This window comes from Dongshaea marina (assembly GCF_003072645.1).
GTDB lineage: Bacteria > Pseudomonadota > Gammaproteobacteria > Enterobacterales > Aeromonadaceae > Dongshaea > Dongshaea marina.
In genome coordinates this window covers 3,610,138-3,627,143 of record NZ_CP028897.1, presented here as the reverse complement: position 1 = coordinate 3,627,143, position 17,006 = coordinate 3,610,138, and the positions used below count along the sequence as shown (strand labels likewise).

Below are 17,006 nucleotides of genomic sequence, written 5' to 3'. Positions count from 1 at the left end.
TAACATCCTGAACAAAAAGCCATTTTTCTTAATACTAAAATCAGCTGCCAGAAATTTGTCCATGGTATTTCATCCTCCTTGGGGTTAGAGTGCGGCCATCTGTGTGAATGAGGGGATGAGAATTGGAGATCTATTTTATTCTGGTTGGGGCGGCCCGGGGAGAAAATGTCGGGGCAGCGGCGCGGGCGATGAAAACCATGGGCTTTGCTAACATGCGCCTGGTTGCCAGTGATGCCCACCAAAGCGACCAGGCCCGTTGGGTTGCTCATGGGGCTCAGGAGATCCTGGAGCAGGCCGAGAGTTTTGACTCAGTGAATGAAGCGGTTGCAGATATGGATCTGGTGATCGCCACCACGGCTCGGCGCCGGGGACATTGCCAGCAATACTTAAATCCTGTCGAGCTATGTCAGCAGCTTCGGGATAAACAGCAAAACCTGGCCCGGGTGGCAATCCTGTTTGGCCGTGAAGAGTCTGGGCTCACCAATCAGGAGCTTGAGCAGGCCGATCTTCTGACCTATCTGCCCCTTAAGGTTAGCTACCCCTCATTGAACCTAGGGCAGGCGATCATGCTGTATAGCTATGAGCTCTCCTCTTTAGAGGATTTGGAAGAGCTGCCAGCCGAAGAAATTGATAGCGGGCAGATCCATGCTTTAAAGCATAAGAGCGCAACTTTACTCAGAGAACTCGATTTTTCAGAGGATGAGGCCCTTAGTCAGTGGCTGATTCAGAAACTTCCCTTGCTCAATAGCCGAGAGTTGAAGATGGCCCACTCGCTTTGTAACCGTTTGAAAGAAAAGCTAGAAAATAGCTAAACCAGGGATGACAGGCCAGGATGCTTTTGTCAGAATGCGAAAATCGAATGTTTTTTAGTCTGAATCTGTAAAAAGAGAGTTTAAGCAGGCGTAACAGAGCAGTAGCAGGGAGTGCGTGGATGCGAGTATTAAAGTTTGGCGGAACATCACTGGCAAATGGTAAACGATTTCGTAATGTTAGCTCGATCATAGTTGCCAAGCGGCAGCAGGTACCGATTGCGGTGGTGCTGTCGGCTCCGGCGGGGGTAACCAATGCATTGCTACATGCCGTGGAGCGTTGCCGGGCCGGAGAATCAGCCGAGACAATTTTAGCCGGCATTGAGAGTCAGGCGCGGCAACTCTTAAAAGAGTTACCACTCCCGGATGAGGTGAGTCAGCGCCGGGAGGAACAGCTGACGGCAAACTTGGCTGAGCTGTCAGGGTTACTGCAGGGGGTCGCGCTTCTTCGGGAGTGCCCCCGGCGGATCCAGGCCCGGATACTGGCTTTTGGTGAGCGACTCTCTGTGTTGTGTATGCAGGGACTGCTGGAGAGTCAGGGACAGAAAGTCCAGCGCTTGCATCCGGAATCTTTATTGGTGGCGACCCACCAGGGCAATGGTGATGAGGCTCTGATCGATATTGATGCTTCCAGGGAGCGTTTTTCCGAGCTGGCCTTAGACAGTGAGGGGCTCTACCTGATGGAGGGCTTTATTGCCGGAGATACGGATGGCGAGCTGTTGACCCTGGGACGTAACGGCTCAGACTACTCAGCTGCTGCACTGGCTGTTTGCATCCATGCTGAATGCTGCGAAATCTGGACCGATGTCGATGGGGTCTATAATTGTGATCCCGGTCTGGTTAGTGATGCTCGCTTACTGAAACACCTTTCCTACCAGGAGGCGATGGAGCTCTCCTATTTCGGCGCCAGAGTGCTACACCCAAAAACCATAGCGCCGATTGCTCAGTATCAGATCCCCTGTCATATCTGTAACAGCTGGCATCCGGAGCAGTCGGGCACTCTCATCGATCATCGAAGCGGCGCCGCGGATGAACCGGTGAAGGCGATCTCGGAGCTAACCGAGATGGCGATGATCACCCTATCAGGGCCGGGGATGAAGGGGATGGTCGGCATGGCGGGCCGGGTTTTTTCCGCGGTATCCAGGGCGCGGGTCTCGGTTGCCCTGATCACCCAGTCCTCTTCTGAATACAGCATTAGCTTCTGTATTCACCAACGAGATGTCGCGACTACAGAGCATGCGCTTCGTGAAGAGTTCGAGCTGGAGTTCAACAGTCATCGCCTCGACGATATCGATGTACTCTCGGATCTGGCAATCATCTCGCTGATCGGTGACGGGATGCGTACCAACAAGGGGATTGCGGCGCGGTTTTTTACCGCCCTGTCACAGATAGCGGTCAATATCATTGCGATTGCCCAAGGCTCTTCCGAGCGCTCGCTGTCGGCGGTGATCAAGCGGGATAAGGTGCAGGAGGCGGTTAAATCCTGCCATCAAAACTTCTTTGTGAGCTTTAAGACCATAGATCTGGTGTTGATCGGCTGTGGCGGGGTGGGATCGGCTCTGTTAGAGCAGATCCGCCGTCAGCAGCAAACCCTGGCCGAACAGCAGCTGAGGATCCGGGTGATCGCCCTGGGTAGCTCCAAAAAGATGGTGGTTGATGCAGATGGCATCGAGCTTGAAAACTGGCGTGAGCTGGCCGAGCAGTCAACTCAGCCCTTTGAGCTTGAGCGGATCCGCACCCTGGTTAAGCAGCATCACCTGATCAACCCTGTCATCGCCGATTGTACCGCCGATGAGGGGATCGCCCACCAGTATCTTGGATTTATGCAGGCAGGCTTTCACGTGGTGACCCCCAATAAGATTGCCAATACGGCTGATCTGGAGTATTACCAGCTGCTGCGCCAGGTGGCCCTGACCTGTAAGCGACGCCTTATGTATGAGGCCACGGTCGGTGCCGGCCTGCCGGTGATAGAGAATCTACAAAACCTGCTACGGGCCGGCGATCAGCTCAAATCGTTTCGCGGGATACTCTCTGGCTCCCTTTCCTATATCTTTGGCTGCCTGGATGAGGGATTGTCATTTTCAGCCTCAGTGAGAAAAGCCTACGAAAAGGGCTTCACTGAGCCGGATCCCCGCATCGATCTCAGTGGTTTGGATGTCACCCGCAAGGTGCTGATCCTGGCTCGGGAAAGTGGCCGGATGCTGAGCCTTGCCGATATCCAGTGCGAGTCTGTTTTGCCCGAGTCCTTTGATTCCAGTGGCTGCGTGGATGAGTTCATGGCGCGTCTTCCTGAGCTTGATGATTATTTTTCCGAAAGCTTTGCCAGGGCTCAGAGTAGCAATTCGGTGTTGCGCTATGTGGCCGAGATAGAGGGAGATCAGTGCCGGGTGGGGCTGCGTGAGGTTCCCCTGAGCGATCCCCTGTACGGTATCCGGGAGGGGGAGAACGCCCTGGCATTTTATAGTCTGTATTATCAACCGATTCCTCTGGTGCTACGGGGCTATGGGGCGGGCTGTGAAGTCACGGCGGCCGGTGTATTTTCAGATCTGATGCGGATCATTCGTTAAGGAGAGTAGATGACTAGTGTGGCTTATGCTCCGGCATCCATAGGTAATGTGAGTGTCGGTTTTGATCTCCTGGGGGCCGCTCTTCGGCCGGTTGACGGGAGCTTATTAGGGGATCGGGTGTTTGTCAGTGCAACCCGGGGGCCGCTCACCCTGGACTGCAGTGGCCCCTGCGCCGGAATTTTGCCAGCCGATCCCAGTCAGAACCTGGTGTATCGTGCGGCCGAGTATTTTTTACACAGGCTCAGAAAACCCCTTGAGGGCTTGCATCTTCATCTTGAAAAAAACCTGCCGATCTGTTCCGGGCTCGGTTCGTCAGCCTCAAGCATAGTTGCAGCTTTTACGGCATTGAATCATTTTTTTAAATCTCCCTTCGAATCAAGTGAGCTTTTGCAGATGATGGCTGAGCTGGAGGGGCAGATCTCCGGCTCGGTTCATTACGATAATGTGGCCCCGGCCTTTCTGGGAGGGATGCAGCTGATCCAGAGTGAAGCTCAGGGGCTCAGCTGTGCGCTGCCGATATTTGAAAACTGGCGTTGGGTGGTCTGTTATCCCGGCTATAAAATTGCGACCGAGCAGGCGCGGGGGCTTCTTCCAAATCAGTACCCCCGGCATGTATGTATCGATTTTGGTCGCAAGCTGGCAACCTTTGTTCAGTCCTGTTACACCCAAAATGCCTCACTGGCTGCCTCTGTGCTCAACGATGAATTAGCAGAGCCCTATCGATCACCTTTGATCCCGGGTTTTGCGAATGCATGTAGCGCTCTTTCTGAGCAAGGGGCTCTGGCGGTAGGGATCTCCGGATCCGGGCCGACCCTGTTTGCCCTGGCGGATTGCAGTGAGGTGGCAGAGACAGTGAATTTATGGTTTGAGAATCACTTTATTGAGAGTGAGCAGGGTTTTAGTCATATCTGTCAGCTGGACTCGAGCGGAGCTGATGCCAGGGAGGAGTTAGATGTTACTGTATAATCTTAAGCACCCGGAGCAGGAGGTGAGCTTTGCCCAAGCGGTTCGCCTGGGGTTGGGGCGTGATAAGGGGCTATTTTTTCCAAAGCTGCCCGAGCCGATGGCCGATATCCCATCTTTGCTTAAACTTCCCTTTGTGGAGCGTTCAACCCGGATCTTGCATCACCTGATCGGCGATGAGATCCCTTTTGACACACTGCAGGGTATGGTGGCCCGGGCCTTTGATTTCTCAGTGCCACTTGCCCCGGTGACAGAGAATACCTTTGCCCTTGAGCTCTATCATGGTCCAACCCTGGCCTTTAAGGACTTTGGCGCGCGCTTTATGGCTGAGTGCCTGCAGCACTTCTATCCAGAGCAGCCGGTCACCATTTTGACTGCGACCTCAGGAGACACAGGTGCAGCGGTGGCTCACGCCTTTTGGAACAAGCCCGGGGTAGAGGTGGTGGTGCTCTATCCCGGCGGACGCATCTCCAGAGCCCAGGAACACCTCTTTTGTACCCTGGGCGGCAATATCCGGACCTACGCAGTTGCCGGGGATTTTGACAGCTGCCAGGCCTTGGTACGTCATGCCTTCAGTGAGCCCGAGCTGGTATCCAGGATTCATCTGAACTCAGCAAACTCTATCAATGTCAGCCGCTTATTTGCACAGATCTGTTATTACTTTGAGGCCCTTGCCCAGTTACCGAGTGGTTGTGAATCTCCGGTGATCGCTGTGCCTTCGGGTAATTTTGGCAACCTGACGGCAGCACTGCTTGCCAAGGCTCTGGGCTTACCGGTCAAGCGTCTGGTTGCGGCAACCAACAGCAATGATACAGTTCCCCGTTACCTGGATGGTCAGGGGTGGGAGGTTAGATCAACCCAGGCGACCCTTTCCTGCTCAATGGATGTGAGCGATCCCAATAACTGGCCCAGGGTTGAAGCTTTGTTTGCACTTAAGGGCTGGTCCTGGGATGAGCTTGGCTATGGGCGGGTCGATGAGCAGCAGACCCGTGAAGCGGTGAAAACACTGCGAGACTCGGGCTATCTTGCCGAGCCTCACGGGGCGGTGGCCTGGCGCGTTTTGCAAGATGAACTCAAACCGGGAGAAACCGGGGTATTCCTGGCGACGGCTCATCCGGCAAAATTTGCCACAGAAGTGGCTGAGATCACCGGCGTGGCTCCCAAGCTGCCGGCAGCACTTGAGTCAGCGCTCAGGGAGCCTCTTCTGTCAAAGCCCCTGGCTGCTGATTTTGAGGCACTGCTTGCCGAGTTATAATGATAAGTAGTTCCGATTGTTATTTTAAAGAGCGGCGTGTCCGCTCTTTTTTTACTTAAAGGATAATCCCTCTTACGGATTATATGTCAGAGGGGACTTTTAATATCAGTTGATGTATTGAGTGCTCAACTTGTCAATAGGTATATTTGACAGTTCCAAGATAACTATAAAACATAACACTCTAGCAGATATTTATGCTTGCCAATAGACCATCAAATGGTCTATTGGCAAGCATAAAATTCACCTAAGATAGGTTTTTGACCCTAGGTGGTATTACATCTCTATTTATTAATATGGATGGAGCTTCTTTGATAAATTGATTACTGAGATTTCAGTATTGATGTTCTGTTAGGGCAAAGACGATTTGTTATAAATAACCAGATATTTTATAGCTGCACTCTATAGGGACTATCAATGAGACTAAGCAGAATTTATATAGCTATCGGGCTATCCCTTGGGCTTCCTGGCGTTGTCATGGCGACGACAGTGACCAATATCAGCCATAGTATGACCATCAATGTGCCAGGGAGTAATCCCTTTGGCTCGGGTCGGGTTTCTTCAGTGCAACAGGCACTCAATTTGCTCAGAGATAAACGAATTACCCGTGGTTATGTGACAATTCGCCTGACTCAGGATCTCAGCAATGTGTCAACCATTACGATTAATCATCCCGATAGCCGGAGAATTATCTTATCCGGCGGAGGGAGCTACCTAAGACCTCACAAGTTGCAGTTTAGCGGTGCCGGGATCCGGGTTATTGATGGGCATACCCTGGGCGGGATCAGGAGTATCAAGCTGGTCGGTCCCGGAGCGGGTCGTTACTCCTGCGGGGTGAGGGCAAGTGATCACTCGAAGGTAAAAAATGTCGATGGGGTTCGGGCCTACAACTTTAAGTACGGTTTTTGTGCCTATTACAATTCGGTCATCGATGTGAATGAAACTATCTTTCATACGGTCTCGGTAGCAAATCTTAGAGCCGGTTTTTATGCAACGGGCAACTCTAAGATTAATCTTTCTGCATATTCAAGCAGCAAAATTAAATCCAATCATAATAAAGGGTATGGATACCTGGCGACCATGGGGTCAACCATTAATGCTCATAACTTCAGGGGTGAAGGAAATAAGGGCGCTCTTGATAGAGTTTATACAGGTGGACAAATCGTACGTGGCTAGTTGTAGCTAATTAAGGGATAGTGATGAATAAATCATTTGTTATAGCAAGCTTTGCATTATTTATTTCTGTGATCTGCACAAATGCCAGTGCGGCTGAGTTTATTGGGCACAATACAACATATAATATCCCCGGCCATGTGAATGGTGTCTCGGTCGATAATTTGCAGCAGGGGTTGAATGCACTCAAGGATGTGTCTATCGCTCCAGATGTTATGGTGACGTTGCGGCTTAATCAGGATTACTCAGACTCATCAGAAATCGTGGTGAGTAATCCTAATGGCGATCGGATTAAGATTGATGGGAATAACCACAGCATCACCTTCCATAAAAATGGCATTGTGATCGATCACGGGCATGTGCTTGGTCTGGTCGACAACCTCACTCTCAAACTCAAGCGTTTCGGGGGAGTGGGGTGTGCTATTAAATCAGATCATGGATCGTTCGCCAGGGTTGGCAGAGGGGTCAAAACCCTGGGCTTTCAATATGGTGGTGTGTGCGCTCTCAACGATTCACTGGTGATTGTGACATCTGGCATGGACGCCTCCCATAGCTGCAGCGCAACGAGCTCTACCTTTTGTGCCGGGTTCAGGGCCCAGGAGCACTCGACAATCATAGCCAATGGAACCATCTCATCATTTAATAAGAATGGCTATTTTGCCTACAATGATTCGCGGATCTATGCCTATCGAAGCTCTGCGAGTAACAATAGATATAGTAACTATGATGGCGCGGGAGTCGCTCACTGACCCCCTGGGTTGAATCAGGTAGCCTGGTTTTGCGGTCCCGGCTGCTTGAATCTCCACTGAGCATTGATTACAATCGCAGCACTTTTTCATCCAAGCCACAGGAGGAGTCAATAATGAAAACTCTTAATTATAAAAACTGTTCCATATCAGTGGCGAGTGGTGGTGCCAAATAGCCTGCCTTGATCGTCATTGATGAGTTATCAATTTCTTGAGTCAATGACATGTTCAAACAATTAGCAAAGATTAATCAAAAACCCGCACTCTATCAGTTCTATACGGCACCGGATATGTGGAACGATCCCTATATATCCCGGCAGATGTTAGCTTTTCACCTGAGTGATACAACCGAGCTTGCCTCCCGCAACATCCGCTTCATTGAGCGTTCTGTTGACTGGATCTGCAATTATTTTCAGTTAGATTCAAACTCCAGACTGGTTGATTTTGGTTGCGGCCCGGGCCTTTATACCTCCCGGTTTGCCAGGCGAGGCATCCAGGTGACCGGGGTGGATTTTTCTGAAAACTCCATTTCTTATGCCACAGAGCAAGCCCTGGAGGCGGGGCTTAACATCGACTACCGCCAACAGGACTATCTGGAGTTCAAAGAGCCGAGCTCTTTTGATCTGATCACTATGATCTATTGTGATTACTCTGCTCTGAGCAGCGAGCAAAGGGCTTCCCTACTGGGGATCTTCAGCGAGTCCCTCAAAGACGAGGGGGCCATTTTGTTAGATGTTTACTCCCTGGCTCAGTATGCCAAGATGCCAGAGGCGACCGAGTTTGGCTTTCGCCAGATGGGGGATTTTTGGAGTGATGGTGATTATTATGGATTTCTCAATACCTTCAACTATGAGGGGGAGAAGGTGGTCCTCAATCAACACACCATTATCGAACCTCAGCGCACCCGCACCATCTACAACTGGTTGAAGTGCTACTCTTTTGAAACTTTGCGCAAAGAGTTCGCTGAGCATGGTCTGCAGATCGAAAGTCATTTCGCCAATGTGGCAGGGGATCCCTACGCTGAGGAAGCCACCGAAATCGCGGTGATTGCTCGTAAAGTGCGCTAGAAGGGACCTGTCGGTGTTTCAGGTTTGACTCCGCAGCTTCAAATTGGAAACGCCTGTAGAGTAGTCCAAAGGGCTGAGCCATCGCTTCGCCCTTTATCCTTTTTCTGTTCACGCCGCCTTTGCCTTCATCCTTAAAGAAGTGGCTCTCCCTGAACCTGTCTCTTGTGTAAGACTCACGAGCCACCGGAGCGGATCAAGATGCGCTCTGCTTCCTGTTTTTGTTTTTACCTGAATTTATTGCTTGACCTTCTTGTTACTGGAACCTTTACAGTTATCAAAGGTAACAAATAAGATGGAGATGAAGATGAGTATCTCGGCTTCATTACAGCTAACAGGGCTGCGCTGTCAAAACTGTGCATCGGCTCTTCAGGCCGAACTACAGGCCCTTTGCGGGGTTAAGGCGCAGGTAAGCTTTCCCGGGCAGCAGCTACAATTGGAACTTGATTCCTGGGAAAGATTCACCGAAGTGGATCAGCAGCTTCAAAAACGAAAGTTAACAGCGTCGGGTCAGCAGTATCAGTTCTCAGTCGATGGGATGAGCTGCAACGGCTGTGCATCAAAGCTTAGCGCCCTGCTTAAGCAGCTGCCCATGGTGTTAACTGTAAAGGTTAGCTTCGAAGAGTCCAAAGCCTGGATTGAGCTTCCCGTTGGAACATCAACCCAGCCCGTCATCGATCGTATTCAGCAAGCAGGCTATCAGGCACAAGCCATCGATTTACAGGACTCAGATGACCGGGCTGCTTCGAATGTCACCCAAGCTACAGAGGCTTCACCTGCCGAGCAGCTCTCATCAGCGACTAAACCCCTGGTTGCCGAGCGTCTGCAGATGCAGGGGGTGAGCTGTGCCAGTTGTGTTTCTAAAATAGAAAAGGCACTCAAAGGGGTTCCGGGAGTCGAGAGTGCGGTGGTGAATCTGGTTGAGCAGGAAGCTGAAGTCAGCTGGACTCCACAGGGGAAAGCCGATGTATCTGAGCTTATCAAGGCTGTCGAGAGGGCCGGTTATAAGGCTTATGCAGCGGGCTCAGCACGCGATGCAGATGAGCTGGTTTTCTCTGTTGCAAATATCAGCTGTGCCAGCTGTGTGAATAAGATTGAGTCGGCTGTTAAGGCTAATCCCGGCGTGAGTGCCGCTATGGTCAATCTTGCCGATAAAACAGTGACGGTCAAAGGCAAGGTTTCTCCAAGTGAGCTGCTTAAGCTTCTCTCGGATATAGGCTACCCGGGCCAGCTTTTATCTGATGATGTCAGGGGGCAGCAGGCGAAAGAGCGAGCAGAGCGCAAACAGTACCTGCAGATGATGTGGGGAGCTGCAGCCTCTCTGGTCGTTGGCGCTGCCCTGATGCTATGGGATTTTATAGGAAGCTCAGCCGTCAACACTCAGACACAACAATGGGCCTGGGGCGGTGTGGGTGTATTGGTACTGCTGATCCTTATCGGGCCGGGAGGGCACTTTTATAAAAATGCCTGGAGCCAACTTAAACACGGTAGTGCCAACATGGATACCCTGGTCTCGATGGGGATCAGTGTGGCCTGGCTCTATAGTATGTTTGTGGTGTTATTTCCTCAGTTGTTACCCGTGGCGGGACGACACGTCTATTTTGAGGCGGCGACCTTCATTGTCGGGTTGATCAATCTGGGGCATGGTCTGGGACTCAGGGCTCGCGGAAAAACCAGCGAGGCGGTGAAAAAATTGATAGGGCTCCAGCCCAAGACGGCCCGGGTGATCCGTGATGGTGAAGAATCGGATCTGGCAATTGAAGAGGTTGTGGTCGGCGATCGGATCCGCATTCGTCCCGGTGACAAAATTCCGGTCGATGGACGAGTGATTGAAGGACACTCAACGGTGGATGAGTCTATGCTAACCGGCGAGCCGATCGCGGTAAAAAAAGAGCTGGATTCTCAGCTTTCTGCCGGAACCATCAACAAGAATGGTACCCTGATATTCCGCGCCGAAAAAGTGGGTGCGGATACGGCTCTGGCCAACATTATCCGCCTGGTGAGAAGAGCGCAGAACTCCAAGCTGCCCATTGCTCAGTTGACCGATAAGATAGCCGCGGTATTTGTGCCAGCGGTGATCCTGGTCGCCCTCATCTCTGCTGTGATCTGGTATGTGGCGGGTCCGGCTCCGGCACTGACTCATGCCCTGATCGTATTCACTACTGTGCTGATCATCGCATGTCCCTGCGCCCTGGGTCTGGCAACTCCCCTGTCGATTATTACCGGGGTGGGGAAGGCCGCACAGCTGGGTTTATTGGTGCGTAACGGAGAGGCTCTGCAGAGTGCCAGTAAGCTGGACACTATTATCGTCGACAAAACCGGAACCCTGACCGAGGGCAAACCCAGTGTCACCGAAATTGTCCCACTCAATGGATACCGGGAAGACGAGCTCCTGAGGCTGGCCGCCAGTCTTGAACAATCATCGGAGCACCCCCTGGCAGAGGCTATCGTTGAGTCGGCGAAACAGCGAGGGCTGCAATTACAAAAGGGGAGTGACTTCAGGGCGACTTCGGGCCTGGGAGTTGAGGGGCGGGTGGGTCAGCAGCAGATCTATCTTGGTAACGAAAAGCTGATGAGTCGCCAGCAGATTGATACCAGTGTAGCTAAAAACAGCCTAGATCAATTTTCCCGGCAGGGAAAGACCGCGGTCTATCTTGCCGTGGATGGAGTCCTGGCCGGAATTATTGTGGTGGCAGATGCTATCCGTGGCGATTCTCTTCAGGCAATTGCGCGCTTACATCGCCTCGGAGTGAAGGTGGTGATGGCAACCGGGGATAATCCTAAAACGGCCGCGGCAGTTGCAGATAAGCTTGCGATCGATGATTTCAGGGCCGAGATGCTGCCAGAGCATAAATCGAACCTGGTTTATGAGTTACAGCAGCAGGGACTCCATGTCGGAATGATCGGGGATGGGATCAATGATGCTCCGGCCCTGGCTAAGGCGGATGTGGGTTTTGCGGTTGGAACCGGAACCGATGTGGCAATCGAGTCTGCAGATATTGCCCTGATGAGACCTTCTCTGCATGGCCTGGCGGATGCGATTGAGCTTTCGCGAGGAACCTTAAGAAACATCAAGGAGAATCTGTTTTTTGCCTTTATCTATAACGGACTGGGGATCCCTATTGCGGCAGGCGTACTCTATCCCTTTGTCGGGATCTTGCTCAGCCCAATAGTGGCGGGAGGTGCGATGGCCTTTTCATCCTTTACCGTGGTCACCAACGCCAATCGGTTACGCCGCTTTAAGCCTAAGACGCGAGATGTGTGAGTTGGCTGAAAACTGCTCTTGAATACCCATAAAAAAATCCGCCAGTTGGCGGATTTTTTTATACAAATGACTGAAGATTACAGAGATTCAGTAAAAGTACGGGAGATCACGTCACGCTGCTGCTCAGGTGTCAGAGAGTTAAAGCGAACTGCATATCCGGAGACACGAATCGTCAGCTGAGGGTATTTTTCCGGGTGCTTGACCGCATCTTCCAGAGTTTCACGCTGCAGGACGTTAACGTTCAGGTGCTGACCACCTTCAACCACAGGCTCTGCAGTCATAGGTACTTCACGGTAATCAAACTGGCCCAGCTCGTTCAAAGCGACCGTTTGATCTTCCTGATAGTTTCCTTTGGCACACAGGCAACGCGCCTGCTGGTTCTCTTCATCTAACAGCCAGAAAGAGTTCAGCAGAGCTTCATTTTCAGTTTTAGTGATTTGAATGCCTTTAATCATGATGCTGCTCCTAACATGCAAGCGATGTGTCTCGAAAATGTAATTAAATTACGTAATTTTCGAACCGAACGAGGGGGGATTTGCTTTAGCCCTTCGCTTTGTATGGTTGAATCCTACAACACATATTTGCCCATGTCTATTTGATTTTGGTCAATAAATGAAGTTTTTTTTGGCGGTTTAGCCAAGGTTTAGTTTGAGCTATATCAATAAACCTGCACTTTATATGGTTTTACTGGATCTTGGTTGTGCAGACTGCCTTTTCTTAATGTTGTTTTTTTTCATTCAAAACCGCTATTGGCCCTGATTCGCCGCCTGCATGCGAAAAGATTGATCCCTTCGGAGCTGGCACAAAGGCGGAGGGTTTTTTACAATAGCGCTCAATCTGTCCTTCGCGCGGTGGCGCGGGGAGCCTCAGTCTCACTTTTCTAGGGCGTTACTATGAAAGTCAAAACACGTTTTGCGCCGAGTCCAACCGGTTACCTTCATGTTGGTGGAGCGCGAACCGCGCTGTACTCCTGGTTATATGCCAAGCATATGCAGGGTGATTTTGTTCTGCGTATCGAAGATACAGATCTGGAGCGTTCCACTCAGCCCGCGATCGATGCCATTTTGCAGGGAATGGAGTGGCTGGGATTAGGCTGGGATGAGGGTCCCTTTTACCAGACCAAGCGCTTTGATCGTTACAACCAGTTGATCGATCAACTCATCGCCGAGGATAAGGCTTACCGTTGCTACTGCTCTAAAGAGCGCCTTGAGGCGTTGCGCGAGCAGCAGATGGCTGCTGGTGAGAAGCCCCGCTACGATGGACACTGCCGTGACAATGACTGCAGTGAACACTCTGCAGATGCTCCACACGTGATCCGTTTTCGTAACCCTCAGCAGGGGAGTGTAATTTTTGATGATCATGTTCGCGGGCATATTGAGATCGCCAATAGTGAACTGGATGATCTGATTATTCGTCGTACCGACGGGGCACCGACCTATAACTTCTGCGTGGTTGTTGATGACTGGGATATGGAGATCACTCACGTGGTGCGTGGTGAGGACCATATCAACAACACCCCACGTCAGATTAATATCTATAAGGCTCTTGGAGCTCCGGTTCCTGAGTTTGCTCATGTGTCGATGATCCTGGGTGATGACGGCGCCAAGCTTTCCAAGCGTCATGGTGCGGTCAGCGTCATGCAGTATCGGGATGATGGTTTTCTTCCCGAAGCCTTGCTGAACTATCTGGTGCGCCTGGGCTGGTCATCAGGCGATCAGGAGATCTTCTCTATTCCTGAGATGATCGAGAAATTCTCACTGGATGCGATTAACAAGTCCGCTTCGGCCTTTAATTCTGACAAGCTGTTGTGGCTCAATAACCACTACATGCGCACCATGGATCCCGCCTATGTAGCGGATGCTCTAAAGTGGCACTTTGAGGATCAGAAGATCGATCCAAGTCAGGGGCCAGCACTGGAGAACATCATAGGCTTATATGCCGAGCGTTGTAATACCCTCAAAGAGCTGGCGGCGCAATCTCGATATCTCTATGAAGAGTATGAGGCGTTCGATGCTACGGCGGCCAAGAAGCATCTGCGTCCGGTTGCTCGTCAACCCCTTGAGTTGATTCGTAGCAAGTTATCAGAAGTTGCCTGCTGGGAAACTGCCAATATTCATCAGGTGATCCAGGATACAGCATCTGAGCTTGAGCTTGGTATGGGCAAAGTGGGAATGCCACTGCGGGTTGCCGTGACCGGAGCCGGTCAGTCTCCCTCTATTGATGCAGTGATCGAGCTGCTGGGTCGGGAGAAAGCTCTGTCCCGAATCGATAGGGCTTTGCAGTTTATTACCGAGCGCGAAGCTTCGGCATAATATAGTCTGGCGAGCCATGAGTAGTGGCTCGCGTTTCCCTCCTTTTTATTGTTTTTATTTAAAATTTTCACTTTAGTGCTGCTTTTAGAGCATTTGCCCCTGCTTAAACCCCGATTGACAGCCCTACCTCTACTGCTAAAATCCATGATTACTGCCTCTTTTTATTGAGTTTTTGCTTAATGCGTCCTTTCATCTCCCCCGAGATCATCTGTCGTTACCACAGGTTTTGGCATTCAGGCCGGATCTGTCTTGCAATGATTTTTGCTTTGTTGCTGATTCATCTTACCCAGATCCCTCATGGGGTATGGATGATGGTGACCATAGTGGTGGTGATGGGGCCTGTCTCTCATGTGGGAGGGATCAAGGGGAGAGCCAAACAGCGCTTTATGGGAACCATACTGGGAGCCCTTGCCGGACTGTTTCCCATGCTGATCCCAGGATTTCCCTTCTGGCTCTTTATGATCTGGATTGTGGCCTGGGTTGGAGCGAGCAGCTATTACGCCCTGGGAAGAAACTCCTACGCAGCTTTGATCGTCGGCCTGACCCTGGTGATAGTGACGGGTGCGGGAGTCGTGGATCTACAGCCGGCAATCTGGCGTACCACCAATGTGATTATCGGCGATGTGATCGCTTTGGTTTTTTCCGGGGTGTTCGCCCACAGGGCTCATGATCACTGGCGCTATCTGTTGGCTGAAAATCTGCGGGACTTCATGATCTTTTACAAGGCACAGGTAACCGATATGCCGCTTCGGGAGTCGCACATTGAAAAGCTGTTAGGAGGCGTTAAGGAGCGGCTCAATATCATGCGAGGGCTGCAGGCTCCTCTGCGCAGAGAGCACTCTATCTATAGTCCCAATGGGAATGCGGTGATTGCAGAGCAGCGACGGATCCTGAGCACTCTGGAGTTGATTCAAAAAACCCGGGTATTCTCTGAAAAAGGTCATCGCTGTATCGTATTTCTGCACCAGCTGCGCCGTCAGAAGAAGGAGCTGGTGGGCAAAATGGATCTTCTGTATCAGCAGATTTACCAGCATGGAGTGGTTTCTTCCCAGGACTTTCAATTTGATCACCTGAGTCTGGTGAAACAGCTAAGAAAGAGCGACGAAAATGAGCATGTTCTCAGCCCGTTTGGCTATATCTGGCTCAATCGTCACCTCAGTGAGCAGTTGAACCGGCTCTATCAGCTGCTGCCCAAGCGTGACTACCCACAGGATGAACCTCTAGAGCAGGTCGAAAAGTCGGTGACTCATGAGGATGCCCTTGGAAAGGCCGGGGTGGATCTCAAATAGGAGTGAAGGGATTATTCACTGAGAGAGGCGTGTTGGAACAAGGCAGCTCCAAAATTAAGCATGATCGCTTTGAAATTAAACGCCTTGCTCAAACTCTCAGCAGTCAAACCAGCTTTCAACAAAAAGCGCCCTATTTCAGTTGACACCCCAAGCCCCATCTCTTAATATTCGCCTCGCTTTCCGATGAAAGATATTTCAAAAGCACGTGGGGCTATAGCTCAGCTGGGAGAGCGCTTGCATGGCATGCAAGAGGTCGACGGTTCGATCCCGTCTAGCTCCACCAATTCTCTTCCTGATTCCTGAAAATAGTACGACCGGCCCGGTCCGTTTATCCATTAAGCTCCTGAATGAATACTCGAATGGTTTAAGTTTCAGACCTGTGCTGTAGCTCTGTGGTTTATCCACCGATGAGGCTGAGGATCTGAGGTCCAGCTATTCAGAGTTAGCTTCAGCTAAGATCCAATGTTCAAAGTTTCTTCTCTTTTTGAAAACAAACGGCTACACTCTAAATGATAATAATTATCAATATCGTTTGATGTTTGTGATAGGAGAGAGAGATGAAAAAGACGATGACTTTTGCCGTGATGCATTTTTCTATTGCCTTTTCGGTGGCCTGGTTGCTGACAGGAGACATGATCATTGGCGGTTTGGTCGCTCTGGTGGAGCCTGCTGTCAACACGGTTGGTTATTTTTTCCACGAGAAAGTATGGGCCCGGCTCTCCTGAGTTGTCATCATGAAGCCTCAGGGAGATGACTCTATCTCAGGGGATGCAATGCGCCGTGAATTTGTTGATAATAAGGCTATTATTGAACGGAGCCAGATGATTCACCACTGGTAGTCAACGATTCATAGGAGAGGCGATGCTGGCTAAGATCTTGCTGGTTGAGGATGATACCCACTTATCTCAATTGATCTGTGAATACTTGATAGGCCATGACTATCAGGTCACCCCCCATCTTCGCGGGGATACAGCCGTTGAGGCTATTGCGGAATTACAGCCTGATCTAATTATTCTGGATGTGATGCTTCCGGGGAAGAGTGGCCTTGAGATCTGCAAAGAGATCCGGGGCAGCTTTCATGCGCCGATCATGATGATGACGGCTTGCAGTGAAGATGTAGATCAGATCCTGGGGCTGGAGCTTGGGGCGGATGATTACGTCGCTAAACCTGTCGAGCCCAGGGTGCTATTGGCCAGGGTCAGAGCCCTGTTGCGACGCCATCAATCAACATCAGCACAACCTTCCGATGAGCCAGAACTGCTTGATTTTGGCACTTTGAGGATCAACCGGACTACCCGCCTGGTAACGGTTTCAGATAAGAAAATTGAGCTCACGACCGCCGAGTTTGATCTGTTGTGGCTTTTGGCAACCCATGCAGGAGATATCCTGAGTCGTGATCAGTTGATGAATAAGCTCAGAGGCGTGGGTTTTGATGGGTTAGATCGCACCATAGATGCCAGGATCTCCCGCTTGCGCCGTAGTTTAGGGGATAGTGCAGATTCACCGGTTCGGATCAAGACGGTGCGTAATAAGGGGTATCTCTTCTCTAAAGAGGTTGACTGAGAT

General features: G+C 51.0%; 13 protein-coding genes and 1 tRNA gene. 13 read left to right on the top strand and 1 reads right to left on the bottom strand.

Annotation, left to right across the window (positions count from 1 at the left end):
* Positions 1–122: 122 nt before the first annotated feature.
* From DB847_RS16965 to DB847_RS16930, 8 genes are all read left to right on the top strand, one after another.
* Entirely contained in the window at positions 123–812 is a 690-nt protein-coding gene (locus tag DB847_RS16965; protein WP_108651767.1) for a tRNA/rRNA methyltransferase, read from the top strand.
* A 119-nt stretch (positions 813–931) separates the two neighbouring features.
* The gene (gene thrA / locus DB847_RS16960) at positions 932–3,376 is read left to right on the top strand and encodes a bifunctional aspartate kinase/homoserine dehydrogenase I (protein WP_108651766.1); all 2,445 of its coding nucleotides are present in this window, start codon (positions 932–934) and stop codon (positions 3,374–3,376) included.
* Positions 3,377–3,385: 9 nt separating this feature from the next.
* Positions 3,386–4,342: a homoserine kinase gene (thrB, locus tag DB847_RS16955; RefSeq protein ID WP_108651765.1), complete on the top strand. Its 957-nt coding sequence runs from the start codon at positions 3,386–3,388 to the stop codon at positions 4,340–4,342.
* Positions 4,329–5,594, top strand: a complete 1,266-nt coding sequence (gene thrC, locus DB847_RS16950; RefSeq protein WP_108651764.1) for a threonine synthase — start codon at positions 4,329–4,331, stop codon at positions 5,592–5,594. Before thrB ends, thrC begins: the two co-directional genes overlap by 14 nt.
* Before the next feature lie 414 nt (positions 5,595–6,008).
* On the top strand, positions 6,009–6,767 hold the full coding sequence (locus DB847_RS16945) for a hypothetical protein (protein ID WP_234418421.1): 759 nt from the start codon (positions 6,009–6,011) through the stop codon (positions 6,765–6,767).
* 23 nt (positions 6,768–6,790) lie between these two features.
* Positions 6,791–7,513, top strand: a complete 723-nt coding sequence (locus DB847_RS16940) for a hypothetical protein (protein WP_108651762.1) — start codon at positions 6,791–6,793, stop codon at positions 7,511–7,513.
* Between the two features lie 221 nt (positions 7,514–7,734).
* Positions 7,735–8,577 (top strand): SAM-dependent methyltransferase, encoded by an 843-nt coding sequence (locus DB847_RS16935; protein WP_108651761.1) that lies wholly within the window; start codon positions 7,735–7,737, stop codon positions 8,575–8,577.
* 304 nt (positions 8,578–8,881) lie between these two features.
* Positions 8,882–11,839 carry a heavy metal translocating P-type ATPase gene (locus DB847_RS16930; RefSeq protein ID WP_199911602.1) on the top strand — a complete coding sequence of 986 codons (2,958 nt, stop codon included), beginning with the start codon at positions 8,882–8,884 and terminating at the stop codon, positions 11,837–11,839.
* Positions 11,840–11,916: 77 nt separating this feature from the next.
* Here DB847_RS16930 and grcA read toward each other — a convergent pair whose 3' ends face one another.
* Positions 11,917–12,294 (bottom strand): autonomous glycyl radical cofactor GrcA, encoded by a 378-nt coding sequence (grcA, locus tag DB847_RS16925; RefSeq protein ID WP_108651760.1) that lies wholly within the window; start codon positions 12,292–12,294, stop codon positions 11,917–11,919.
* A gap of 438 nt (positions 12,295–12,732) precedes the next feature.
* Here grcA and gltX point away from each other — a divergent pair, with 438 nt between their 5' ends.
* From gltX to DB847_RS16900, 5 genes are all read left to right on the top strand, one after another.
* Positions 12,733–14,151: a glutamate--tRNA ligase gene (gene gltX, locus DB847_RS16920; RefSeq protein WP_108651759.1), complete on the top strand. Its 1,419-nt coding sequence runs from the start codon at positions 12,733–12,735 to the stop codon at positions 14,149–14,151.
* Positions 14,152–14,330: 179 nt separating this feature from the next.
* Entirely contained in the window at positions 14,331–15,440 is a 1,110-nt protein-coding gene (locus DB847_RS16915) for an FUSC family protein (RefSeq protein ID WP_108651758.1), read from the top strand.
* Positions 15,441–15,647: 207 nt separating this feature from the next.
* Positions 15,648–15,723, top strand: a tRNA-Ala gene (locus DB847_RS16910).
* Positions 15,724–15,997: 274 nt separating this feature from the next.
* Positions 15,998–16,165 carry a DUF2061 domain-containing protein gene (locus DB847_RS16905; protein ID WP_108651757.1) on the top strand — a complete coding sequence of 56 codons (168 nt, stop codon included), beginning with the start codon at positions 15,998–16,000 and terminating at the stop codon, positions 16,163–16,165.
* Between the two features lie 136 nt (positions 16,166–16,301).
* On the top strand, positions 16,302–17,003 hold the full coding sequence (locus DB847_RS16900) for a response regulator (RefSeq protein ID WP_108651756.1): 702 nt from the start codon (positions 16,302–16,304) through the stop codon (positions 17,001–17,003).
* Positions 17,004–17,006: the final 3 nt, after the last annotated feature.

Bases quoted from the DNA above. Each gene is read 5' to 3' on its own strand.
- thrA (WP_108651766.1), top strand. From the start codon at position 932: ATGCGAGTATTAAAGTTTGGCGGAACATCACTGGCAAATGGTAAACGA.
- thrB (WP_108651765.1), top strand. From the start codon at position 3,386: ATGACTAGTGTGGCTTATGCTCCGGCATCCATAGGTAATGTGAGTGTC.
- thrC (WP_108651764.1), top strand. From the start codon at position 4,329: ATGTTACTGTATAATCTTAAGCACCCGGAGCAGGAGGTGAGCTTTGCC.
- DB847_RS16945 (WP_234418421.1), top strand. From the start codon at position 6,009: ATGAGACTAAGCAGAATTTATATAGCTATCGGGCTATCCCTTGGGCTT.
- DB847_RS16940 (WP_108651762.1), top strand. From the start codon at position 6,791: ATGAATAAATCATTTGTTATAGCAAGCTTTGCATTATTTATTTCTGTG.
- DB847_RS16935 (WP_108651761.1), top strand. From the start codon at position 7,735: ATGTTCAAACAATTAGCAAAGATTAATCAAAAACCCGCACTCTATCAG.
- DB847_RS16930 (WP_199911602.1), top strand. From the start codon at position 8,882: ATGAGTATCTCGGCTTCATTACAGCTAACAGGGCTGCGCTGTCAAAAC.
- grcA (WP_108651760.1), bottom strand. From the start codon at position 12,294: ATGATTAAAGGCATTCAAATCACTAAAACTGAAAATGAAGCTCTGCTG.
- gltX (WP_108651759.1), top strand. From the start codon at position 12,733: ATGAAAGTCAAAACACGTTTTGCGCCGAGTCCAACCGGTTACCTTCAT.
- DB847_RS16915 (WP_108651758.1), top strand. From the start codon at position 14,331: ATGCGTCCTTTCATCTCCCCCGAGATCATCTGTCGTTACCACAGGTTT.
- DB847_RS16905 (WP_108651757.1), top strand. From the start codon at position 15,998: ATGAAAAAGACGATGACTTTTGCCGTGATGCATTTTTCTATTGCCTTT.
- DB847_RS16900 (WP_108651756.1), top strand. From the start codon at position 16,302: ATGCTGGCTAAGATCTTGCTGGTTGAGGATGATACCCACTTATCTCAA.